The organism is Arthrobacter sp. TJ-266 (genome assembly GCF_058269115.1).
Map to the genome: position 1 here is coordinate 584,468 of NZ_JBZCNC010000004.1, position 20,910 is coordinate 605,377.

The window sequence follows — 20,910 nt, forward strand, 5'->3', positions numbered from 1 at the left end:
GGAGCCGCCGTTCCCCGGAACCGAAAGGACGAGCGCATGTCGGAGAACGTGAACGACGACCGGATCCACAACGAGTCCCCTGCCGAGGGGGACACCGACGCGGACCCGGCGGACATCAGGGTGCACCCCGAGGACCCGGCCGAGGGCGCCGACTCCGATGACCAGGTGGAACCCGGCCAGTGATTCCCGGACCGTGACCCCCGGACGGTGACGGCGTCCCGCCGACAGAGCCGCCCATGGAAGAAGCGCCGACCCCTCGGGTCGGCGCTTCTTCTCCGTGCTGGGGTCCTCCCCGGGCTGCCGTCGTGAGTGCGCTGCCGTCGTCACTTCCCGGCGGGGAGGTTCACCTCGGGCGCGGCGATGCCGGTCAGCGGGTCCCGACGACGATCTCCCCGAAGGGGACCTCCTTCGAGGTCTCGGCACCCCGGTCCACGGCCTGGTCGCTGATCAGGATGCCGTGCTTGCCCTCGGCCACCGACTGCTTCATGACCATGAGGACCGTCTCGGCGAAGCCTTCGTCCTGGGCCTCGAGGAAACGGATGTAGGACGGCGGGAAGTTCTCGGGAACGGTGATCATGCCTTCACGCTACCCGCCCCGACCCATGCCTGCCGAGGGTTTTTCACGCCCCGGTGACGCTTTTCCGCCGCTTTCCTGGACTGCCCCCGGTGATTGACCGTCAGTGTCCTTCGTATTCCCGGCGGGCAGCCGGTGCGTCTACTGGTACGCCCGCCAGCTCCGGCTGCCGCGCGGCGTGCCCGCGCATCTGTCGAGCACGCTCGGCTGCATGGGCGCGGGTGTCCCGTACGGCATCGCGGCGAAGCTCGCGCGGCCCGAGCGGCCCGTGGTCGTCCTCACGGGCGACGGCGCCCAGCAGATGGCGGGCCGGCCGAACTCGTCACGGTGGCCTCGCTGTGGCGGACGTGGCAGGACCCACGGTTCGTGGTGTGCGTGCTCACCAACGGGGACCTCACGGAGGTCTCGTGGGAGCAGTGCGAGATGGAGGGCGAGCCGCAGTTCGAGGCCAGCCAGTCCCTGCCCGACGTCGACGCCGCCGCCTACGGTCGGCTGCTCGGTCTCGACGGCGTCCGGTCACGGACCCCGCGGATCTGGCGGGCGCGTGGGAGCGTGCCGTCACCGCCGACCGCCCGTTCGTGCTCGAGGTCGTGACCGACCCCGACGTCCCCCTCCTCCCACGGTTCCCCGCAGGTGCGGCGAAACTCGAGGCCATGCGGTCCGCCCTCGCAGAGTAATCCGACCACGGTGGGGCCGCCCTGCTCGATCGCTACGCCGCGCACGAGGCGGACCGCTGACCCTCGGACGGCGTTCGCCCGCGGTTCATGCGCGCGTCATCCGGGCTGCCTAGGCTCGGGGGCCCACCCCCCGGCAGCGAGGACCCCCATGTGCAGCAGTGACCTGACCACCCCCGGAACGCACGACGTCGCGGCGGCGGACCGGGAGCTCGCGGGGATCGGCTGGGACCGACGCACGGTCCTGCGGTCCGCAGCAGCGCTCGCCGCAGCCGGTGCCTCGTTGACGCCGGCAGCCGCCGTCGCCGCTCCGGGCAACGGCAACGGACCGGCCGCCGCGGGCGATCCGCAGCTCACATGGCTCGTCGGTGACCATCACGTGCACACGCAGTACAGCCACGACGCGAAGTACCGCATCGAGCAGCAACTGCAGCAGGCCCGCCGCTACGGGGTCGACTGGCTCGCCTTCACGGAGCACGCGAACTTCGGGCACGCGAACAACGGCGGAGTGGTCGAGTCCAATAGGGAGATCCTCGCCCAGCGCGCCCTCCACCCCGAGCTCCTGATCTTCCAGGGCCTCGAGTGGTACATCCCGGCAGCGGAGCACGCGTCCGTCCTCGTGGCCCCCGGCGTGCACGAGGTGGACCTGCTGCGCACCTTCGAGCTGGTGTTCGACGGGAAGCTCAACCGCTGGGAGAAGCCGGCCCCGGGCTCGCCCGAGGAGGGCTCCGCGGAGCGCAAGGCGGTCGAGGCGATCGCCTGGCTCGCGGAGCAGCGCCGCACGGGCTACGTGGACGACGTCGTCGTCCTCGCCAACCATCCCCTGCGCCTCGGCATCGACTCGCCCCATGAACTGCGGGCCTGGCGCGACGCCGCCCGCGACGTGATGATCGGCATGGAGGGCGCGCCCGGTGCGCAGGGCAGCGGTATCAGTCAGAACACCGTGCCGGGCGATCAGCGCGGCGAGTACACCAACGCACCGAGCCAGTACAGCTTCCCCGGGTTCCCCGCGGACGCCTATCGCCCCTACGGCGGTTTCGACTGGGCGACGGCGACGGTCGGCGGCGTGTGGGACTCGCTCCTGGCCGAGGGTCTGCCGTTCTGGATCACCACGAACTCCGACAACCACCTCACGCTCAAGGACACGCTCCGGACCGGCCCGTACCCCGCACGGGAGCCGTACCTCAGCCTGCCCAGCGAGTTCGACCGCTGGAGCGTCGAGGGGCGGCGCCCCGACCCGGTGGAGACGGGGCAGCCCCAGGGCGGCAGCGATTTCTGGCCGGGCCAGTTCAGCCGGCTCCACACGGGTGTCACCGAGAGGACCTACGCCGCAGTGCTGGACGCGATGCGCCGCGGCCGCATGTGGGTGGACCACGGCCATCTCCTCGCCGGCCTGGAGGTCAGGGTCCGCGAGCTGAAGAAGAACGGGAAGCCGGTCAAGGGAAGGGCGGCCGACGGCGTCACGCTCGGCTCGCGCCTGAAGGTGCGGCGGGGCTCCGACGTCGAGCTGACGATCACCCTCTCGCCGACCAGCTACCGCAATGCGGCTGGGATCCTGCCGCGCGTCGCGCACGTCGACGTCATCAGCGGGCCGGTGACCGGACCGGTCAGCGACCGCGACGCCCTCCGCGCGCCCGGGACGACCGTGACCCGGCAGTTCGACGTCTCCGGCACCAGCGGAGTCACCACCATGACGCACGTCTTCCGGGACGTGGCAGGGCCCTTCTACCTCCGCGTCCGCGGCAGCGACGGGAACCGCACCGGGGCCGGGTACCACGGGGCCGCTGTGGATCCCTCCGGTCCGCAGCGCCACGGCAGCGGCACCGTCGAGGCGGACCCGTGGCTGGACACGTGGTTCTACGCGAACCCGGTGTTCGTGGACGTCGTCGAGTGAATACCAAGGTTGCTGACCATCGGAGGCTTCGGTAGCGTCGAAAGTGTCTGCGGGATGCTCCGGACCATCCCGCGCCACCGCGCCCGTCAAGAGTCCGCTGTGAGGAGATTCTCATGACCGATGTCGCCAGCCAGCCGCCCGCCGAAGGGGACGATCGTCCCGTCCTGACCAACCGACAGGGCCACCAGGTCTACGACAACCAGAACTCCCGGACGGTCGGGGCCCGGGGTCCGGCGACCCTCGAGAACTACCAGTTCCTCGAGAAGATCACCCACTTCGACCGCGAGCGCATCCCGGAGCGTGTCGTCCACGCCCGCGGGTTCGTCGCCTACGGGGACTTCGAGGCCACCGGCACCTGGGGTGACGAGCCGATCGCCACCTACACCCGGGCCAAGCTCTTCTCCGAGCCCGGCAAGAAGACCGACGTCGCCATCCGCTTCTCCTCGGTCATCGGTGGTCGGGACTCATCCGAAGCCGCGCGGGATCCCCGTGGCTTCGCCGTGAAGTTCTACACGGAGGACGGCAACTGGGATTTGGTGGGCAACAACCTCGCCGTGTTCTTCATCCGCGACGCCATCAAGTTCCCCGACGTCATCCACTCCCTGAAGCCGGACCCCATCACGTTCCGGCAGGAACCCGCGCGCATCTTCGACTTCATGTCGCAGACCCCCGAGTCCATGCACATGCTCGTCAACCTCTTCAGCCCGCGCGGCATCCCGGCGGACTACCGCCACATGCAGGGTTTCGGCGTCAACACCTACAAATGGGTCAACGCCAACGGCGACACCAGGCTCGTGAAGTACACGTGGCAGCCTCAGCAGGGCGTGAAGAGCCTGACCGAGGAGGACGCCGCCAACATCCAGGCGACCGACCTCGGCCACGCCTCGAAGGACCTCTTCGAGGCGATCGAACGCGGCGACTACCCGAAGTGGGACCTGTACGTGCAGCTCATGGAGGACCGCGACCACCCGGAGCTCGATTTCGACCCACTCGACGACACGAAGACCTGGCCCGAGCAGGACTTCGAGCCGAAGCTCGTGGGCACCATGACCCTGAACCGGAACGTCTCGGACCACCACAACGAGAACGAGCAGATCTCCTTCGGCACCGGCGTGCTCGTGGACGGACTGGACTTCTCGGACGACAAGATGCTCGTGGGCCGCACCTTCAGCTACAGCGACGCCCAGCGCTACCGCGTGGGCCCGAACTACCTGCAGCTGCCCGTGAACTCGGCGAAGAACGCGCCCGTCCACACGAACCAGAGCGGCGGGCAGATGTCCTACGCGAGGGACCTCGCTCCCGGGCAGAACCCCCACGTCAACTACGAGCCCTCCATCACCGGCGGCCTCCGCGAGGGTGAGTACCCCACGCACGACGACCAGGGCCCCGAGATCCACGGGCGGCTGACGCGCAAGCGCATCCCCCTCACCAACGACTACCTGCAGGCCGGCCAGCGCTACCAGCTGCTGGAGCAGTGGGAGAAGGACGACCTCGTGGGCAACTTCGTCACGCTGATCGGGCAGGCGGCACGCGCCGTGCAGGAACGCATGGTCTGGCACTTCTACCTCGTCGACGACGAACTGGGAGCCCGTGTGGGCGACGGTCTGGGCATCGGGCTCGACGAGATCAGGGACCTGGCGCCGCTTGCCAGCCAGACCCTGTCCGACGACGAAATGCTGCGCCTGAACAACCTCGGGAACAACGGGCCGCGAGACGTCTCGGGCCTCACGATGACGCACTGCGTGCCGAACGAGCACGTGGTCGTCAGCCGGTAACCCGTTCGGGTTCATCGAGGGCGCCGGCCACACTCGCCTGCGCCCCCGATGTACCTCAGGGTCGCGGGCGCGCGCCTCGACGCGTCCGCGCCAGCAGACGCCAGCCGCCCGTCTCGCCGGTGACGGTGCGGTCGGGCTCGAACAGGTTGCCCGTACTGACGGGAAGAGTGGTGCACTTCAGTGCGATCGCCGGGAAGGCCCGCGCCATCACGCGTTCGTACAATGCCGGCGCAAGGACCCGCGCATAGACCGCAGCCGACTGCACCCGCCCCACCTGCGTCACGCGGCGTGGCCGTCGAGCGACCTTCAGGATGGCCTTCGCCACCCGCTCCGGGTCCGTCACCGGAGGAAGGGGACGGACGGCGCGGCCCGTGAAGTTCGCGGCGTGCTGATGGATGGGGGTGTCGATCGTGGCCGGCAGGACGGCACAGACGTTGATGTCCGGTGTGTCGGCCAGCTCCATGCGCAGCACCTCGAGGAAGCCGAGGAGGCCGAACTTGCTGGTGATGTAGGGGCCCACGAGGGGCGAGGTGATGCGTGAGTACACGGACGCGACCGACACCAGCGTGCCGGTGCCCTGCCGGCGGAAGACCTCGAGCGCCGCTCGCGCCCCGTACACCTGACCCAGCAGGTTCACCTGGATGAGCCGGTCGAAGACCTCCGATGGCGTCTGCTCGAACGTGCCGAAACTGTACAGGGAGGCATTGCCCACCCAGACATCGATCCGCCCGAACGCCGCGAGGGCCGCGTTGGCGAGCCGTCCGACGTCGGCCTCGGATCCGACGTCGGTGGCGACCGTGATCACCTCCGCGCCTGCCGCGCGGCATTCGATGGCCACGGCCTCCAGGGTCCCGGCGTCCCGTCCGGCGAGCACGAGGTGTGCTCCGGATGTCGCGAACAGCCGCGCGGTCGCCCGCCCGATCCCGCTGGAGGCACCGGTGATCACGACCGTCTCGGAGGATCTCATCGTGACCGTCCCGTGCTGCGTCGCGTCATCGGACCGTTCAGTGCCCTCGGCGGGGTTCGTGGTCGGCCGCGACGTCGGGATCGACGCTGTCCGCTTCCTGGTGATGATGGGTCACTTCCTCCCGCAGACCCTGTGCATCGGTCTGGCGTTCCTGGGCCTGCTGGCGCAGCCGCTCGGCCTGGACCTCTGCCTGCTGGGCCTCGGCCTCGGCCATCGAGGCCTTGGCCTCACGCTCACGGGCTTCGAGTTCGGTGGACCGGGCCTGCTCGCGCATCTCCGCCGCCCGGTGCCGGTCGTGCTCCTCCTGGCGCTTCCGCTGCGCCGTCCCGCGCTTCTTCGCGAGCAGTGCCACCGCCGCGATGATGGCGAGGAGCACCACGATCCCGACGACGATCAGGATGGTCTGGTTCATGTCCATTGCTGACTCCCTTGCTCGTGGACGGCGCGCGTGCGCCGCATGGTTCTAGCCTCCGAAGCCACCGAGCCCGGGGATCTTCCCCAGGAGGTCCTTCGGGTTGATGCCGAACTTCACCAGCAGGTCCGAGTGCTGCTCCGGATCCACCTGGTCGGGCAGTTCGGACTGCGCCTGGTCGGCGTGGTCGTTCTTGCCCTGACTCTTCAGCAGGTCGATGATCTGGGACTTGTCGATGCGCATGGGGATCCTCCTGATCGCTCGGGCGAATAGTAAGTGTGCTTAGTGAAGCATGGCACAGCGCCCTTCGCTTGTCACGGACGGCCGGAGCCGGTGCGGGCGGGCGGAGGTGCGCCGCAGAATGTCCTCATGCCGCTCACCCTGACACTCCTGGCCGACACGCACCTGCCCACACGGGCCCGGCGCCTGCCCGACGAGGTGTGGTCGGCCGTCGACGCCTCGGACGTCGTCGTCCACGCGGGTGACTGGGTCGAGCCCGCGCTGCTCGACGACCTCGAACGTCGATCGGGCCGGCTGATCGCCTGCTACGGGAACAACGACGGCGACGAACTACGCGAGCGCCTGCCCCTCGTCGCGCGGGCGGAGCTCGACGGTGTCCGGCTCGTCGTCGTGCACGAAACCGGCCAGAAGCAGGGCCGCGAAGCACGCATGGCGGCCCTGTACCCCGACGTGGACGTCCTCGTGTTCGGCCACAGCCACATTCCCTGGGACACCACCGCGCCCAGCGGCCTCCGGCTCCTCAACCCGGGCTCACCCACGGACCGTCGCCGTCAGCCGTTCTGCACGTTCATGACCGGCACCTTCGCCGACGGCGCGCTCGAGGTGGAGCTGCACCGGCTGGCGCTACGCTGACGCGGGACCGCTGCGTGCCACCGGGGCGCGTGATCCTCACCGGGCGCCGGGGTCTGTGTCGGTCTATGACGCGGGGCACGTGGCTCTCGCAGGAGGGCACCCTAGGGTCGGGAGCAGAACCGACCCCAGACCCTCCGCCCCGTCGCACGAAGGAGATCACCGTGACCACCAGCATCGAAACGCAGATCGCAGAGTTCAACGAGGGCTTCGACGCGCAGATCGGGCCCGTGCTCGCCCGGACCTTCGCCGGTGAGCAGGAGGACCTGCGGGCGGCGGGCCTGCCCGACGGCGTCGTGAAGGTCGGGGACGCGCTGCCCGAGGCCTCCCTGCTCACCGCCGACGCCTCCGTCGCCGATCTCTCGACAGTGCTGGCCGGAGCCCCCGCGGTCCTCGTGTTCTACCGGGGGGCCTGGTGCCCCTACTGCAACATCACGTTGAAGACCTACCAGGCCGACCTCCTTCCGTCGCTGACCCAGCAGGGTGTCGGGCTGGTGGCGATCAGCCCTCAGCACCCTGACCGCACGGCGGACACGGTGAGTTCCGCGGGCCTCGGCTTCACCGTCCTGTCGGATCCGGCCAACGTCCTCGCTGCGGCCCTCGGTATCGTCACCGCGCCGAGCGCCGAGGCCCGCAGCGCGCACACCGAACTCGGCTTCGAGGTCGCGGACAACAACGCGGACGGCACACCGGGGGTGCCGTTCCCCACGGTCCTCGTGGTCGACGCCACGGGGACGGTCCGCTTCGTGGACGTGCAGGTGGACTACACCTCCCGCACGGAGGTGCAGACCGTCCTGGAGGCGGTGCGGCAGCTCTGACATCCTCGAGGCCGGACGCACGCGGCGCAGCCGACGCCGGGCGTATCCGACGCAGCGGACGGCCGCTCGGCGTCGTGCAGCGCGTCCGGTACGGCGCATCCGAGGTGCCGCCCGGCCCTAGTCGCCGGAGGACGATCGGCCGGCCGTACCCACGGACTCCCGCAATCCCGCGAGTGCGGTGTCTGCCGCCTCCCGACGACGGCGGTCGGCGTAGTAGACCGCCGTGACCGCGACGCCGAGGAGGAGCGCCCCGATCCCGATCACGAACGTGCCGCCGATCCCCGCCACGGCCGTCTCGCCGTAGCCGGGATCCAGCATCACCACGGCGGAGACCACGAGCGCCGCCGTCATCATAAGGGCGCCGAGGAACGGCAGGATGCCCCGGAACAGGAGATTGCGGCCGCTCGAGCGCAGCGTGTGCCGGAAGTACCAGACGCAGGCGAACCCGGTGATGCCGTAGTAGAACGCGATGAAGAGTCCCAGGGAGGCGATGGAATCGGCGAGCACGTTGTCGCTGACGAGCGTCAGCACCACGTAGTAGGCGGACGCGATCACACCCATGAGGACGGTGGAGAACGTGGGTGTCCGGTACCTGCCGTGCACCTCGGCGAACCGGGCGGGCAGCGCGCCGTGCACGGCCATGGCGAGCGTGCCCCTGGCCGTCGGGAGGATGGTGGTCTGCGTCGCTGCGACGGCCGACAGGAGGACGGCCACGACGGCGAGCCACGCCCACGGACCCAGAGCTGCGCCGCTGAGTGCGTAGAAGACATCGCCCGCGTTGGCCTCGTTACCCAGACCGATGCCCTCGGTGCCAACACCGGCGAAGGCGACCGCGAGCGCGCTCACGCCCGCGTAGGTGACGAGCAGGATGACCGAGCAGAGGACCGCCGCGCGGCCGGGCGTGCTGCGCGGACCGCGCGTCTCCTCGTTGAGGGCGAAACAGGTGTCCCAGCCCCAGTAGGCGAACAGCGCTGTCAGGACTCCATACACGGCCGTCTCGGGGCTGCCGAGCGCGAACGGGTTGAACCAGTCGAGGCTGAACGGCACCGACGTCGGTGATGCCCCGGTGGCAAGGGCCCCCGCGAGCAGCACGACGATCGCGGCGAGCACGGCGTACTGGACGATGATCGTGACGCGTTGCATCTTCTCGCCGAGATCGATCCCGCGGTAGTTGGTCCACGTCATCGCGGCGATGAAGGCGACGCCCGTGGCCGTGACGAGCGGAGTGCTCCGTGCGAGCTCCTCGTCGACGAGGAGCCACAGATAGGTGCCCGCCACGTCGGCCAGGTTCGCGAGGACCACGATTCCCGAGAGCGCGAGGCCCCACCCGCCCAGCCAGCCCGTCACCCTGCCGAAGGCGAGAGAGGCCCAGGTGAACGTGGTGCCGCAGTCCGGGACGGCGGCGTTGAGCTCCCGGTAGGCGAAGGCGATGAACAGCATGGGGACGAACGCTAGGACGAACGCGGCGGGCGCGTGGACACCCACCGCGAGCACGACGAACCCGAGGCTCGCGGCCAGCGAGTAGACCGGCGCGGTCGAGGAGAGGCCGATCGAGATGCTGCCGGCCAGCCCGAGGTCATCCTTCGACAGCCCTTTGTCGCGCAGCAAGGCGGGGTGCCCGGGGGCCCTCACGGCGTCGCCGCCGACGGCGCGGGAGCGTTGATGACGTTCGGCACGAAGCGGCAGAAGTAGTCGGTGATGTAGCCGTCGGACTCGCGGATCCCCACGCCGACGCTCTCACCGTCCACCACCCAGGCTCCGAGCACCGGCCGGTTCCCGTCCATCGAGGGCAACGGGTGCCACGCCTGGTAGCACCAGCCCTCGGAGCCGTAGTCGCCGGGTTGCTCGAGCTCGAGGCCGTACGCATGGACGCGGATGTTGTCCCCTTCCCGTCCGTGGAGGGGCTTGGCCACCCACTCGGACAGCTCGCGCGGCGAGTCGAGGTAGGCGGGGAGCAGATTCGGGTGGTTCGGGTACAGGTGCCAGAGCGCAGCGAGCAGTGCCTTCGTGGACAGCAGCATCTTCCAGGCCGGTTCCACCCAGCGCACCGAGGTGGGCCACTCGAGCACGTGCTTCCCGAACTCCTCCTTCATCATCAGCTCCCACGGGTAGAGCTTGAACATGGTGGAGATCGGCCGGTCGTCGACGTCGACGAAGAGCTTCGACTCCGCGTTCCAGCCGATGTCGCTCATGTTGATGCCCACGGTCTCCCAGCCGCCCTGCATCGCGACGTCGCGCATGTAGGCCGCGGTCATCCAGTCCTCCCCCGAGGACTCGACCTCCGTGTGGGCCACGTGCAGGGTGGTGAGCCCGGAGGCCTCGTAGAGCTTCCGCCAGCTGCCCACGAGTGCCTCGTGGATCCCGTTCCACTGGTCGCACTCGGGGAACACGTCCTGCAGCCAGTAGTACTGGGCGAGCGACGCCTCGATGAGACCCGTCGGCGTGTCCGCGTTGTACTCGAGCAGCTTGGCCGGCCCGTGACCGTCGTAGGCGAAGTCGAAGCGCCCGTAGACGGCGGGCTCGGAGCGCTCCAGCGATGCGGCGGCCAGGCGGAGTGCGTCCTCACCGATCCCGATGGTTCCCATGGCACCGGAGGCGAGGTAGCGCGCGGCTTCGAGGGACATGCCGTGGAGCTCCTCGGCAACGGCCTCGAGGGTCTCCACCTCGCTCATCTCGAACTCGTAGTAGGCGTTCTCGTTCCAGTACTCGATCGCACCGCCGTCGGGTGTGACGGTGGTGGAGTAGATGAGGCCCACCGCTTCGATCTTCTCGCGCCAGTCCGGGCGCGGCGTGGAGGTACGTCGTCGCACGTCAGCCTCCCGTCGTGCCGTTGCTGCTGCCGAAGCCGCCGCGGGAGACGGAGGATGCGCCGTCCGGGGCCACCCCGGACCTCGAGGTGGCGCCCGAGGGCACGGAGGTGGTGCCGCCGGCCAGCCCGGAGCCCACCGCGGGGATGCTGCGGCTCCCGGAACCCATGGGCAGGAAGTACCAGCCGTAGACGCCGGAACGGACGCCGTCGTCGCTGCAGCGGTCGTCCTCCGCGCGTTCCTCGGTGGTCTTGTCCTGGCAGACCTTCGCGTAGTCGGCGTCGATGACCTCGCCGTCGGGCGAGCACCCGGTGAGGAGGGCGCTCGAGAGCAACGCCGTCACACCGAGGGCAACGCTCGCGCTCCGCCGGAGCCGCGGCGGCCGCGCCTCGTCGGCCACCATCGCCGACAGGTCCGTCCGTGGACTGAACTCCTCGCCCATCTCTCCCCCTCCTCCTGCGCCGGTCCGGCGCGTGCGTTCGTCCCGCCGTCGTCCCGGCGCCGTCCGGTCACCCGAGGCGTCACGGAACAGCCCCGGCCGTGTCCCTTCGATGGTTGCACGACGCCCCGCCTTCGCACGAGCCGTCCTGCGGCCTGTGGACGGCGCCGTCCACCGGTGTGCGGCCGGCCCGTGAAGCACGGGGTCGGCGTCCTAGGATCACGGGATGACTCAGAATCGTTGGCGGGATCTCACGGAATGGCCGCTCGCGGGCGCAGCCCTCCTCTTCCTGGCCGTCTACTCGGTGCAGGTGGTCCTGCAACCGGCGGGCGCGGTGCACGCCGCACTGGAGGGCATCAGCTGGTGCATCTGGTCGCTGTTCCTCGTCGATTACGTGATGACACTGGGCCTGGCGGAACGGCGGGGCCGCTGGTTCGTCCGCAATCTCCACGAACTGGTGATCGTGCTGCTGCCCATGCTGAGGCCCCTGCGGCTGCTCCGCCTCGTGACCCTGCTCAGGGCCCTGCACCGCGCCGGTGGAAACGCGCTGCGCGGGCGGATCCTGCTGTACGTGCTGGCGTCGGCGCTGCTGCTCGCCTATGTCGCCGCCCTCGCCGTGCTCGACGTCGAACGCGCGGACCCGGAGGCGAACATCGCCACCATGGGTGACGCACTCTGGTGGGCCATGACCACCATCTCCACCGTCGGGTACGGCGACCAGTACCCGGTCACCCTCGCCGGACGGCTGGTCGCCGCCGCACTGATGGTCGGGGGCATCGCGGTCCTCGGGGTGGTCACGGCGTCCCTCGCGTCCTGGCTCGTGGAGAGCGTGGCGGCGGAGACGGCCGCGGAGGTCGAGGCGGGCGAGGCGGACCTCCGCGCGGAACTCCGGGCGGTGCACGAACAGTTGAGGTTGATGAGGGAGGACCTCGGGGCCGCGCGCGGAGACTGACAGCGCACGTCGTCTCTGGGACAATGGAGCACCCGCACCGAAGCGGCCGTGGTTGCCCGACGCTGGAAGGAGCACCATGACGGTCCTGCAGATCGCGCTCGTGGTGTGCGTCGTCGTCGTCGTGTGGCTCGCCGCCATCGCCCTGATCGTCGTCTGGGTCATGGGGATGAGCAGGAACGCGGAGATCGACGAGCGCATGTTCCGTCGTCCGGCGCGGCTCAGGGAATCGGACGATCACGAGCCGTCCCAACCCGACCGCACCTCCGCCTGACCTGCGCAGGAGGAGCATCCGGGCCCCCTGTCGGATTCGAACCGACGACCCCCGCTTTACAAGAGCGGTGCTCTGGCCAACTGAGCTAAGGAGGCGCGCTGGCACAGCCAGGCGGCGCCGCCGTCCCGAACGGGACGTCGAGCGCTCACCAAGGGTAGCCCAGCGCGTGCGGGGGCCGGAAATCACCCCGGCGTCGCGCTCCCGGGCAGGCCCACCCCTGCCGGGGTCTACCTCACCCGATAGAGTCGGGACACGACCCACCCCCCGCGCGATGGAGCCAGTTGTGACTGCAGTACACCCCTCGACCACGCCGGGCGTGGACGCGTCCTTCACCAGCGAGGGCGCGTACGGTGCCTTCGACTTCATCGTGGTCTCGAACCGGCTGGCGGTGGACCGCGTGGTCGACGAGCACGGGGAGAGTTCCTGGCGCCGCTCCCCCGGCGGCCTCGTGACAGCGCTCGCCCCCGTGATGGCGAAGGCCGACGGCGCGTGGGTCGGTTGGCACGGCGCCCCTGACGAGACCCTCGAACCGTTCGACGAGGCGAACATGCGCCTGGTGCCGGTGCCGCTCAGCGCGGAGGAGGTGGAGCTCTACTACGAGGGCTTCTCCAACACGACGCTCTGGCCGCTGTACCACGACGTCATCGCCTCGCCCGAGTTCCACCGCACGTGGTGGGACTCGTACCGGCGCGTGAACGAACGGTTCGCCGAGGCGGCCGCGTCCGTCGCGGCCCAGGGCGCCACCGTGTGGGTGCAGGACTACCAGTTGCAACTCGTCCCGCGGATGCTGCGGCAGGCCCGGCCCGACCTCAAGATCGGGTTCTTCAACCACATCCCCTTCCCGCCCCTGGAGATCTACGCGCAGCTTCCCTGGCGCCGCCAGGTCATCGAGGGTCTGCTGGGCGCGGACCTCATCGGTTTCCAGCGCCCCAGCGACGCCAGCAACTTCCTGCGCTGCGTCCGCCGCTTCACGGGTTTCACCATCAAGGCCCAGCAGGTGCAGGTACCACCGGGCGACGACGGCACTCCCGGCTACGTCTCGCGAGCGGACGCCTTCCCCATCTCCATCGACACCGAGTCCATCGCCGACCTCGCCCGGCGCCCCGACGTGATCGAGCGCTCGAAGGAGATCCGCCGGGAGCTCGGCGATCCGCAGCACATCCTCCTCGGCGTCGACCGCCTCGACTACACGAAGGGCATCGGCCACCGGCTCAAGGCGTACGCGGAACTGCTCGACGACGGCGCGATCACGGTCGAGGACGCCGCCCTCATCCAGGTGGCCAGCCCGAGCCGCGAGCGCGTGGAGCAGTACCGGCTGCTGCGCGAGGACATCGAGGGCACCGTGGGCCGGATCAACGGCACCCACGACACCATGAAGAACACCGCCATCCGCTACCTGCACCACAGCTATCCCGTGGAGGAGATGGTGGCCCTGTACCTGGCGGCGGACGTCATGCTCGTGACGGCGCTCCGGGACGGCATGAACCTCGTGGCCAAGGAGTACGTCGCGGCGCGGACCGGCAACACAGGGGTCCTCGTCCTCAGCGAGTTCGCGGGCGCCGCGGATACGTTGCGCCAGGCCATCCTCATCAACCCCCACGACATCGACGGGTTGAAGAGCGCCATCGTCTCCGCCCTGTCCATGCCCACCACCGAGGCGATGCGCCGCATGCGGCTCATGCGTCGCCAGGTGGTGCACAACGACGTCGAACGCTGGTCGCAAGCGTTCCTGAACGCACTGCAGTCGGGTGGCACGGGCCATGGCGCGTGACCCCGGGCTGACGTCCGCGCTCGGCACGCTGGCACGGACGCCCCACCTGCTCGTCGCGCTCGACTTCGACGGGACGCTCGCGCCGCTCGTGCCGCACGCCGAGGACGCCCGCGCGCTCCCGTCGTCGGCCGCTGCCCTCCGCGCCCTGGCCGGCCTGCCGCGGACGACGACGGCGCTCCTCTCCGGGCGGGCACTGGACAGTCTCCGTGCGGTCGCCGATCCGCCGGCCGCCACGCTGCTGGTCGGTAGCCACGGGGCGGAGACTTGGCTCGGCCCCGACGCCGAACCGCTCACCCTGACCGGCGAGCAGCAGGATCTCGCGGCCCGGGCGGTCGCGGCGGTGGAGCAGGTCGTCGCGGCGCACGAGGGCACGCGGATCGAGTTCAAACCGGCCGGGGTGGTCCTGCACACGCGCACGGCGGCCGACGACGTCGCGGACGCGGCCGTCGCGGCGGCCCGCGCGGAACTCGCCCTGATCGACGGACTGCGGGTCACGGACGGCAAACGCGTGCTCGAGATCTCGGTGCTGGCCGCGGACAAGGGCCAGGGCCTCGCGGTGCTGCGTGAGGCCTGTGGCGCGACGGCGGTGCTGTTCGCCGGCGACGACGTCACGGACGAGCATGCCCTTCGGACCCTCGCGGGCGAGGACGTCGGGATCCGCGTCGGCCCCGGCCCCACGGCCGCCCGGTTCACCGTCGGGACCCTCGAGGAGTTCGCCGACGTCCTGCAGGAACTCGAACGGATGCGCACCGAACAGGTCTGACCGGAGGTCGGCGTGTCATACTACTGGTGCGTGACCGATGTCACCGGTACTGCTGGCAGGTCGCGCACCACAACTGAATATCTTCCATTCACTACGGATCGTCGGGCACGTACCTGCCCGTGAAAAGGAACCAACACCATGGCAACGGTAACGTTTGACCAGGCCACGCGCCTGTACCCGGGCACAGAGAAGCCCGCCGTCGACGGATTGAACATCGAGATCGCCGACGGCGAATTCCTCGTCCTCGTCGGCCCCTCCGGTTGCGGGAAGTCGACCTCGCTGCGCATGCTCGCAGGCCTCGAGGACGTCAACTCCGGCCGCATCCTCATCGGTGACCGCGACGTCACCGACGTTCCCCCGAAGGATCGCGACATCGCGATGGTCTTCCAGAACTACGCGCTGTACCCCCACATGTCGGTCGCGGACAACATGGGCTTCGCCCTGAAGATCGCGGGCGTCTCCAAGGAGGAGCGTGCCGAGCGTGTCCGCGAGGCCGCGAAGCTCCTCGACCTGCAGGATTACCTCGACCGCAAGCCGAAGGCCCTCTCCGGTGGTCAGCGCCAGCGCGTCGCGATGGGTCGCGCGATCGTGCGTAACCCGCAGGTCTTCCTCATGGACGAGCCCCTCTCCAACCTCGATGCGAAGCTCCGCGTCCAGACCCGCACGCAGATCGCGTCGCTCACGCGCCGCCTCGGCGTCACCACGGTCTACGTCACGCACGACCAGGTCGAGGCCATGACCATGGGTGACCGCGTCGCCGTGCTCAAGGACGGCATCCTGCAGCAGGTCGACACCCCCCGCAACCTGTACGAGCGCCCGAAGAACGTCTTCGTCGCCGGCTTCATCGGCTCCCCCGCGATGAACCTGCTCGAGCTGCCCGTCGCCGACGGCGGCGTCATCTTCGGTGGCATCGTGTACCCGGTGCCCGGCAGCGTCCTGGACGCCGCGGCCGGCAACACCGTCACGCTGGGTGTCCGCCCCGAGGACCTCGTCGTCTCCGCGACCGGTGAGGGACTGCCGGTCGAGGTGGACGTCGTCGAGGAGCTCGGCGCCGACGCGTACATCTACGGCCACACCTCCCTGGACGGCAAGGACCACGACATGGTGGTCCGCGTCGACGGGCGCCGCCCACCGATGAAGGGCGACACCGTGTTCGTCCGCCCCGAGCAGGGCCACGTGCACCTGTTCGACACCTCGAGCGGGCTCCGCCTGGCCGAGACGGTCTAGTCCTCACGGACAACCACGCACGACGACGTCGGTGGCGTCTCCCCCGCATCGCCCGATGCCCGGGAGGCGCCACCGCTTCTCGTTGAGCGCATCCACGCTTGAAGCAGGCCCTTCTTCCCGCCCCGACCGGAGGCACCACCATGACCGAGACGTCGAACGCGCAGTGGCATGACGAGCCCACCGACTACGACCAGGCCGGCAAACTGCCCCGGGTCCGGCCGGCGTCGTCGGAGGGTCCGAGCCTCGGCTCGCTGAACATCACCGCAGCAGCCACGGACCCCGAACTGCTCGACCTCCCCTGGCACGTCGCGCTGGAGCAGTGGCCGGCCAGCGCCCTCGCCGCCCTTCCCCGCGGCATCTCCCGGCACATCGTCCGGTTCGCACACCTCGGTGGGTCCGTGATCGCCGTGAAGGAGACCAGCGAGCACATCGCCCGGCACGAGTACCACATGCTGCGGAAGCTGCAGCGGCTGGATGTGCCCTGCGTGGAGCCCGTCGCCGTGATCTCCGGGCGCACCACGGCCGAGGGCGAGGAGCTGGATCCCGTCCTCGTCACGCGGCACCTGAAGTTCTCGCTCCCGTACAGGGCACTGTTCTCCCAGACGCTCCGCCGCGACACCCTCACACGCCTCATCGACGCCCAGGCGCTGCTGCTCGTCCGGCTGCACCTCATCGGTTTCTACTGGGGTGACGTCAGCCTCTCGAACACGCTGTTCCGCCGCGACGCGGGATCCTTCGCCGCCTACCTCGTGGACGCCGAGACGGGTGAGCTGTACCCCGAGCTCTCCACCGGGCAACGCGAGTACGACCTCGAGATAGCCCGCGTGAACATCGCCGGGGAGCTGATGGACCTCGCCGAGGGCGGCCTGATCGAGGAGAAGGTGGATCCGCTGGCCACGAGCGAACTCATCATGGACAGCTACCGGCGGCTGTGGACGGAGCTCACGGAGAAGGAGTCCTTCGAACTCGGCGAGCGCTGGCGGGTCGGCGCTCGTATCCGCCGCCTCAACGAACTCGGCTTCGACGTCGAGGAGTACGCCATCAAGACGGCCGTCAACGGTACCCAGATCCAGCTGCAGCCGAAGGTCGTCGACGCCGGGCACCACAGCCGCAGGCTCCTGCGCCTGACCGGTCTGGACGCACAGGAGAACCAGGCCCGACGGCTCCTGAACGACATGGACGCCTACCGTGCCGATCACAACCCGGGCCTCGACGAGGAGTTCAGCGCGCACCTCTGGGTCAACGAGGTGTTCGAGCCGATCGTCCGAGCCGTCCCGCGCGAGCTCGGCGGCAAGCTCGAGCCCGCGGAGGTGGTGCACGAGGTCCTCGAACACCGCTGGTACATGTCGGAGCGCGAGGACCGGAACGTCCCCATGGCCGAAGCGGTCCAGTCCTACCTCGACGACGAACTGCGGCACCGGCGCGACGAGGCCGAGATCATGCTGACCGCGGATGCCCGGACCATCGGCATCGACGAGGACTCCGAGTACGCCGACAACTGACGTCCGGATCCCCGCGGCGGGACGTCGCGGCCGTCGTCGTCGGTCTTCGAAGGACCGTGCCTTCCCCCGGGGACCTTGCGCACCGCCATCGCCGGGGCAATGGCATGACTGACGGGCGGGCTGGCCGCCGACTCGGTGACAAGCGAGTGGCAGCCGATCGCCCGACGACAGACGGGCTGGCGCCGACGCAGCGACACGCGTGTGACAGCCGGCTCGGTGACAAGCGAGTACCGGTCGACTCGGTGACAAGCAGGTGTCGGCCGAATCGGTGATGAGCGGGCGACAGCCGATCGCCCGAATGACCTGTGCATGGCAGCCGACCGCCCGACTGTAGGCGAGCGGCAGCCGATGCCGACGATTACCGGCGGTTATGTGCGAGGCAGCCGACAAAGTCCGCGACAAGTCCTGTAACGACGAAGGACCGGCAGCCGAGGCTGCCGGTCCTTCATGTGGGAGTGATTAGGGGCAGTTGGTCGTCTGGCCCTGGAACTCGACCTCTGTGCCACTCGGCACGCCCTGGCACAGCTCGGCCAACTCGGTGAACGCTGGAATCAAGGCGATGAGGCCGACGAGCAGAAGCGCTCCGATGATCGTGAAGAGGATACCGATGATGATGCCGGCAAGGGCGAAACCGTTGCCCATCTTGGCTTTCCGCGACTTCACGAATGCGACGATGCTGATGATCAGACCGACCGGGGCGATGAGGATTGCCAGAATGAAACCGACGATCCCGAGAGTCCGGCCCGGATTCTCCGCCGGCTGACCCTGGTAGCCCTGCTGACCGGGGTAGTTGCCACCGCCGGGGTTGCCGTACGGGGACGTGCCCTGCTGACCGTAGGGCGACGTACCCTGCTGACCGTAGGGCGACGTACCCTGTTGGCCCTGCGCGTCGTTCGATCCGTACTGGGGCTGATTCTGCCCGTACTGCGGCTGGTTCTGCTGGCCGTAGGGCGTACTGCCCTGCGATCCAGGTGTGTTGTCAGACATGCTGCTCCCGAGGAACGTCGTGGAAAGACCGGCGAATTCCGGCAATTTCCTGAAGAGTATCACTGGGCAAAGCTGCGCACGCGGAGGGCATCGGCAACGATCAGGAGACGATGGCCTTTCCCGGGTTCAGTGTGCCGAGAGGGTCGAAGACGTCCTTGATCCGCCGTTGCAGCTCGAGGACCTCGGGGCCCTGCTCCCACGCCAACCAGCGACGCTTGTACTGGCCCACACCGTGTTCTCCGGTGATGGTCCCGCCGAGGTCGAGGGCTGACCGCACCGACTCATCCAGCGCGGCTTCCAACCGGTCCCGACCGTCGCGGCCCTCGCTGCTGTCGACCCAGAACGTGGGATGCAGGTTCCCGTCACCGGCGTGCGCCACGACCTTCAGCTGCACTCGGTGGCGAGCAGCCATCGATTCGAGGGCAGCGACGTAGTGCACCAGCTGCGACTTCGGTACCGCGACATCCTCACCCACCCGGTACTGATCGTCGACGCCATCACCTCGGCTATGGCGCAGCAGATCGACCAGCCGTTCCGCTTCCTCCGAGCCCTCGTCACTGACGGATCCACCGAGCTCCGTGAGAGCAGCCCGGACGACGGCAGCCTCCGCTGCAGCACCGAATCCGTCCGTGCGCACCAGGAGGAGCGATCCGCCTCGTGTCCGTAGATCCGACCCGTGCGCCTGGTCCAGCGCTTCCAGCGTGCGGCCGTCCAACAGTTCGAGGATCGCCGGCTGAACACGGGCCCGCCCGATCGCGAGGACTCCCGCCGCCGCGGCCGGGAAGGCGTCGAAGAAGGCAGCGAGCGTGTGCTCGTCGTGCGGGAGGTAGCGGAGCCGCACGGTGATCCCGACGATGACGCCGAGCGTGCCCTCGGATCCGGTGAACAGGGCCGTCAGGTCGTACCCGGCGACGCCCTTGAACGTGCGGTGCCCCGTCGAGATCAATGTGCCGTCGGCGAGCACGACGTCGAGCGCGAGAACGGAGTCGCGCGTCACTCCGTACTTGGCGCAGCGCAGCCCGCCGGCGTTCGTGGCCACGTTCCCGCCGATCGTCGACCAACGGTAGCTGGCTGGATCCGGGGCGTACATGAGACCGGAGGCGGCGACGGCGTCGTTCAGCTCCGCGTTGATGACGCCGGGTTCGACGACCGCTGTCTCGTCATCGGCATTGATGGATATGATGCGGTTCATCATTTCCAGGGAGAGGATCACGCACCTACTGGTGGCGTGCGCCCCTCCGGATACCCCTGACCCCGCACCGCGGCTGACGACGGCAACCCCGTTGCGGTTCGCCCATCGAAGGAGAGACTGCACGTCCTCGACGCACCGGGCGCGGACGACGGCAAGGGGAAGCACTGGATCGCTGACCGGGCCCTGGTCGCGTGAGTACTGGAGAAGGTCGTCGGCATGCGTGGAGACCAGGGCCGGCAGGGTCGATTCGAGTTCGCTCAGCAGAGCGGCCCCGTTCATACGCCCCCCATGAAGCGCTGGTAGCGCATAAGCGCCAGGGGCCAGAACTCCGCGTAGAAGTCATAGACCTCCTGTACGTCCTCAGTCGTCCAACCACGGTGAGTGACGGTGAGTGTCGATCCGGTGAGGTCGTGTGGTTCATGCGTAGCCGGTCGCTCGGGTGCTCCCTCCCCACGACCGCTTTCCTCCGCGCCACCGTGCCCCTGAGGAGCCGGGGCCACGGCTGACAGCTCGAGAATCAGCTGTGTTACCGATGCCGACCCGACGTGGCGCCAGGTCAGTTCGAGCATCTCACCGGGGTTCCCTCCGACCACTTCGCCCCACACGTTCTCGTCGTCTTCTGCGGACGTCTCGACGAGCGCGTTCCCCTCGAGGTCGAAGAAGCTGCTCTCTCCCCATCGGCTCAGCTGCTTCGCGGGCCACCACAAATGAAGGTGTTCGGTGAGGCCGGCCCAGGCATGCTCGGACTCGGCCGGCACTGTGACGGATGCGCGCAGATCACTGCGTTCGCTTGCTGCACTCGGGGCGGCGGTGGGGTGCGAGAAAAGATCGCTCATGCACCGACCCTACCGCCGGTCCGGGGAACCCGAGGCGACCCGAGGCGACCCGAGGCGACCCGGAAGACGGTGCGACGCGAGCCTGGCCTCGTTCACTTGTCCGTTGCTGCGGCTGCGGCCGCCCGGCGCGGGTGTGGTTTGGGGGTTAATGGGGTGAGGCCCCGCACCTGGTGGTGTGG

22 protein-coding genes, 1 tRNA gene and 1 pseudogene are annotated in these 20,910 nt (G+C 69.2%); 13 read left to right on the forward strand and 11 right to left on the reverse strand.

The annotated features are described in order from the left end of the window. Nucleotides 1-36 precede the first annotated feature (36 nt). The gene (locus AC4D12_RS14380; protein ID WP_490950616.1) at nt 37-183 is read left to right on the forward strand and encodes a hypothetical protein; all 147 of its coding nucleotides are present in this window, start codon (nt 37-39) and stop codon (nt 181-183) included. A 184-nt stretch (nt 184-367) separates the two neighbouring features. On the opposite strand, the gene AC4D12_RS14385 is transcribed toward AC4D12_RS14380, so the two are convergent. Beyond that, nucleotides 368-577 (reverse strand): hypothetical protein, encoded by a 210-nt coding sequence (locus AC4D12_RS14385; RefSeq protein ID WP_490950617.1) that lies wholly within the window; start codon nt 575-577, stop codon nt 368-370. Between the two features lie 175 nt (nt 578-752). Between AC4D12_RS14385 and AC4D12_RS14390 the strand changes: the two are divergent. The 4 genes and pseudogenes from AC4D12_RS14390 to AC4D12_RS14405 all read left to right on the forward strand — a co-directional run. Continuing rightward, nucleotides 753-821, forward strand: a pseudogene (locus AC4D12_RS14390) (hypothetical protein); the annotation flags it as partial. Between the two features lie 119 nt (nt 822-940). Then, nucleotides 941-1,168, forward strand: coding sequence for a hypothetical protein (locus tag AC4D12_RS14395; protein WP_490950663.1), 228 nt, complete (start codon nt 941-943; stop codon nt 1,166-1,168). 231 nt (nt 1,169-1,399) lie between these two features. Beyond that, entirely contained in the window at nt 1,400-3,142 is a 1,743-nt protein-coding gene (locus AC4D12_RS14400; RefSeq protein ID WP_490950618.1) for a PHP domain-containing protein, read from the forward strand. A gap of 113 nt (nt 3,143-3,255) precedes the next feature. Beyond that, nucleotides 3,256-4,917: a catalase gene (locus tag AC4D12_RS14405; RefSeq protein ID WP_490950619.1), complete on the forward strand. Its 1,662-nt coding sequence runs from the start codon at nt 3,256-3,258 to the stop codon at nt 4,915-4,917. 55 nt (nt 4,918-4,972) lie between these two features. Here AC4D12_RS14405 and AC4D12_RS14410 read toward each other — a convergent pair whose 3' ends face one another. The 3 genes from AC4D12_RS14410 to AC4D12_RS14420 are packed head-to-tail and all read right to left on the reverse strand — an operon-like array spanning nt 4,973 to nt 6,539. Next, complete coding sequence (locus AC4D12_RS14410; protein WP_490950620.1) at nt 4,973-5,884, reverse strand: SDR family NAD(P)-dependent oxidoreductase; 912 nt, start codon at nt 5,882-5,884, stop codon at nt 4,973-4,975. Nucleotides 5,885-5,921: 37 nt separating this feature from the next. Further along, nucleotides 5,922-6,302 (reverse strand): hypothetical protein, encoded by a 381-nt coding sequence (locus tag AC4D12_RS14415; protein WP_490950621.1) that lies wholly within the window; start codon nt 6,300-6,302, stop codon nt 5,922-5,924. A 45-nt stretch (nt 6,303-6,347) separates the two neighbouring features. Beyond that, on the reverse strand, nt 6,348-6,539 hold the full coding sequence (locus AC4D12_RS14420; RefSeq protein WP_490950622.1) for a hypothetical protein: 192 nt from the start codon (nt 6,537-6,539) through the stop codon (nt 6,348-6,350). A gap of 126 nt (nt 6,540-6,665) precedes the next feature. On the opposite strand from AC4D12_RS14420, the gene AC4D12_RS14425 reads away from it, so the two are divergent. Next, nucleotides 6,666-7,169: a metallophosphoesterase family protein gene (locus AC4D12_RS14425; protein WP_490950623.1), complete on the forward strand. Its 504-nt coding sequence runs from the start codon at nt 6,666-6,668 to the stop codon at nt 7,167-7,169. 161 nt (nt 7,170-7,330) lie between these two features. Further along, complete coding sequence (locus AC4D12_RS14430) at nt 7,331-7,984, forward strand: peroxiredoxin-like family protein (protein ID WP_490950624.1); 654 nt, start codon at nt 7,331-7,333, stop codon at nt 7,982-7,984. 117 nt (nt 7,985-8,101) lie between these two features. Here AC4D12_RS14430 and AC4D12_RS14435 read toward each other — a convergent pair whose 3' ends face one another. Genes AC4D12_RS14435 through AC4D12_RS14445 form a run of 3 tightly spaced genes read right to left on the reverse strand, consistent with a single transcriptional unit; the run spans nt 8,102 to nt 11,233 of the window. Beyond that, nucleotides 8,102-9,592: an APC family permease gene (locus tag AC4D12_RS14435; RefSeq protein WP_490950625.1), complete on the reverse strand. Its 1,491-nt coding sequence runs from the start codon at nt 9,590-9,592 to the stop codon at nt 8,102-8,104. A gap of 20 nt (nt 9,593-9,612) precedes the next feature. Next, nucleotides 9,613-10,794, reverse strand: a complete 1,182-nt coding sequence (locus AC4D12_RS14440) for a glutathionylspermidine synthase family protein (protein WP_490950626.1) — start codon at nt 10,792-10,794, stop codon at nt 9,613-9,615. Nucleotide 10,795: 1 nt separating this feature from the next. Further along, complete coding sequence (locus AC4D12_RS14445; RefSeq protein WP_490950627.1) at nt 10,796-11,233, reverse strand: tRNA-dihydrouridine synthase; 438 nt, start codon at nt 11,231-11,233, stop codon at nt 10,796-10,798. Between the two features lie 223 nt (nt 11,234-11,456). Between AC4D12_RS14445 and AC4D12_RS14450 the strand changes: the two genes are divergently transcribed. Beyond that, nucleotides 11,457-12,182, forward strand: a complete 726-nt coding sequence (locus tag AC4D12_RS14450; RefSeq protein ID WP_490950628.1) for a potassium channel family protein — start codon at nt 11,457-11,459, stop codon at nt 12,180-12,182. Between the two features lie 76 nt (nt 12,183-12,258). After that, nucleotides 12,259-12,453, forward strand: a complete 195-nt coding sequence (locus AC4D12_RS14455) for a hypothetical protein (protein ID WP_490950629.1) — start codon at nt 12,259-12,261, stop codon at nt 12,451-12,453. 21 nt (nt 12,454-12,474) lie between these two features. Here the strand turns inward: AC4D12_RS14455 and AC4D12_RS14460 are convergent. Next, nucleotides 12,475-12,548: transfer RNA gene (locus AC4D12_RS14460), tRNA-Thr, on the reverse strand. Between the two features lie 188 nt (nt 12,549-12,736). Between AC4D12_RS14460 and AC4D12_RS14465 the strand changes: the two genes are divergently transcribed. The 4 genes from AC4D12_RS14465 to AC4D12_RS14480 all read left to right on the forward strand — a co-directional run bounded on the left by AC4D12_RS14465 (nt 12,737) and on the right by AC4D12_RS14480 (nt 17,716). Further along, on the forward strand, nt 12,737-14,224 hold the full coding sequence (locus tag AC4D12_RS14465) for an alpha,alpha-trehalose-phosphate synthase (UDP-forming) (protein ID WP_490950630.1): 1,488 nt from the start codon (nt 12,737-12,739) through the stop codon (nt 14,222-14,224). Further along, nucleotides 14,214-14,987: a trehalose-phosphatase gene (gene otsB / locus AC4D12_RS14470; RefSeq protein WP_490950631.1), complete on the forward strand. Its 774-nt coding sequence runs from the start codon at nt 14,214-14,216 to the stop codon at nt 14,985-14,987. Before AC4D12_RS14465 ends, otsB begins: the two co-directional genes overlap by 11 nt. 138 nt (nt 14,988-15,125) lie before the next feature. Beyond that, nucleotides 15,126-16,214 carry an ABC transporter ATP-binding protein gene (locus tag AC4D12_RS14475; protein ID WP_490950632.1) on the forward strand — a complete coding sequence of 363 codons (1,089 nt, stop codon included), beginning with the start codon at nt 15,126-15,128 and terminating at the stop codon, nt 16,212-16,214. 140 nt (nt 16,215-16,354) lie between these two features. After that, entirely contained in the window at nt 16,355-17,716 is a 1,362-nt protein-coding gene (locus tag AC4D12_RS14480; RefSeq protein ID WP_490950633.1) for a DUF4032 domain-containing protein, read from the forward strand. A 459-nt stretch (nt 17,717-18,175) separates the two neighbouring features. On the opposite strand, the gene AC4D12_RS14485 is transcribed toward AC4D12_RS14480, so the two are convergent. The 3 genes from AC4D12_RS14485 to AC4D12_RS14495 all read right to left on the reverse strand — a co-directional run bounded on the left by AC4D12_RS14485 (nt 18,176) and on the right by AC4D12_RS14495 (nt 20,731). Then, nucleotides 18,176-18,703, reverse strand: a complete 528-nt coding sequence (locus AC4D12_RS14485) for a hypothetical protein (RefSeq protein ID WP_490950634.1) — start codon at nt 18,701-18,703, stop codon at nt 18,176-18,178. A gap of 100 nt (nt 18,704-18,803) precedes the next feature. Further along, nucleotides 18,804-20,174 (reverse strand): FAD-binding oxidoreductase, encoded by a 1,371-nt coding sequence (locus AC4D12_RS14490; protein WP_490950635.1) that lies wholly within the window; start codon nt 20,172-20,174, stop codon nt 18,804-18,806. After that, nucleotides 20,171-20,731: an SRPBCC family protein gene (locus AC4D12_RS14495; protein ID WP_490950636.1), complete on the reverse strand. Its 561-nt coding sequence runs from the start codon at nt 20,729-20,731 to the stop codon at nt 20,171-20,173. The genes AC4D12_RS14490 and AC4D12_RS14495 overlap by 4 nt, the downstream gene beginning before the upstream one ends. Nucleotides 20,732-20,910 lie beyond the last annotated feature (179 nt).

What these genes read in the sequence shown, in the direction of transcription:
- AC4D12_RS14380 (WP_490950616.1), top strand. Translation starts at nt 37, where the DNA reads ATGTCGGAGAACGTGAACGACGACCGGATCCACAACGAGTCCCCTGCC.
- AC4D12_RS14385 (WP_490950617.1), bottom strand. Translation starts at nt 577, where the DNA reads ATGATCACCGTTCCCGAGAACTTCCCGCCGTCCTACATCCGTTTCCTC.
- AC4D12_RS14400 (WP_490950618.1), top strand. Translation starts at nt 1,400, where the DNA reads ATGTGCAGCAGTGACCTGACCACCCCCGGAACGCACGACGTCGCGGCG.
- AC4D12_RS14405 (WP_490950619.1), top strand. Translation starts at nt 3,256, where the DNA reads ATGACCGATGTCGCCAGCCAGCCGCCCGCCGAAGGGGACGATCGTCCC.
- AC4D12_RS14410 (WP_490950620.1), bottom strand. Translation starts at nt 5,884, where the DNA reads ATGAGATCCTCCGAGACGGTCGTGATCACCGGTGCCTCCAGCGGGATC.
- AC4D12_RS14415 (WP_490950621.1), bottom strand. Translation starts at nt 6,302, where the DNA reads ATGGACATGAACCAGACCATCCTGATCGTCGTCGGGATCGTGGTGCTC.
- AC4D12_RS14420 (WP_490950622.1), bottom strand. Translation starts at nt 6,539, where the DNA reads ATGCGCATCGACAAGTCCCAGATCATCGACCTGCTGAAGAGTCAGGGC.
- AC4D12_RS14425 (WP_490950623.1), top strand. Translation starts at nt 6,666, where the DNA reads ATGCCGCTCACCCTGACACTCCTGGCCGACACGCACCTGCCCACACGG.
- AC4D12_RS14445 (WP_490950627.1), bottom strand. Translation starts at nt 11,233, where the DNA reads ATGGGCGAGGAGTTCAGTCCACGGACGGACCTGTCGGCGATGGTGGCC.
- AC4D12_RS14450 (WP_490950628.1), top strand. Translation starts at nt 11,457, where the DNA reads ATGACTCAGAATCGTTGGCGGGATCTCACGGAATGGCCGCTCGCGGGC.
- AC4D12_RS14455 (WP_490950629.1), top strand. Translation starts at nt 12,259, where the DNA reads ATGACGGTCCTGCAGATCGCGCTCGTGGTGTGCGTCGTCGTCGTCGTG.
- otsB (WP_490950631.1), top strand. Translation starts at nt 14,214, where the DNA reads ATGGCGCGTGACCCCGGGCTGACGTCCGCGCTCGGCACGCTGGCACGG.
- AC4D12_RS14475 (WP_490950632.1), top strand. Translation starts at nt 15,126, where the DNA reads ATGGCAACGGTAACGTTTGACCAGGCCACGCGCCTGTACCCGGGCACA.
- AC4D12_RS14480 (WP_490950633.1), top strand. Translation starts at nt 16,355, where the DNA reads ATGACCGAGACGTCGAACGCGCAGTGGCATGACGAGCCCACCGACTAC.
- AC4D12_RS14485 (WP_490950634.1), bottom strand. Translation starts at nt 18,703, where the DNA reads ATGTCTGACAACACACCTGGATCGCAGGGCAGTACGCCCTACGGCCAG.
- AC4D12_RS14490 (WP_490950635.1), bottom strand. Translation starts at nt 20,174, where the DNA reads ATGAACGGGGCCGCTCTGCTGAGCGAACTCGAATCGACCCTGCCGGCC.
- AC4D12_RS14495 (WP_490950636.1), bottom strand. Translation starts at nt 20,731, where the DNA reads ATGAGCGATCTTTTCTCGCACCCCACCGCCGCCCCGAGTGCAGCAAGC.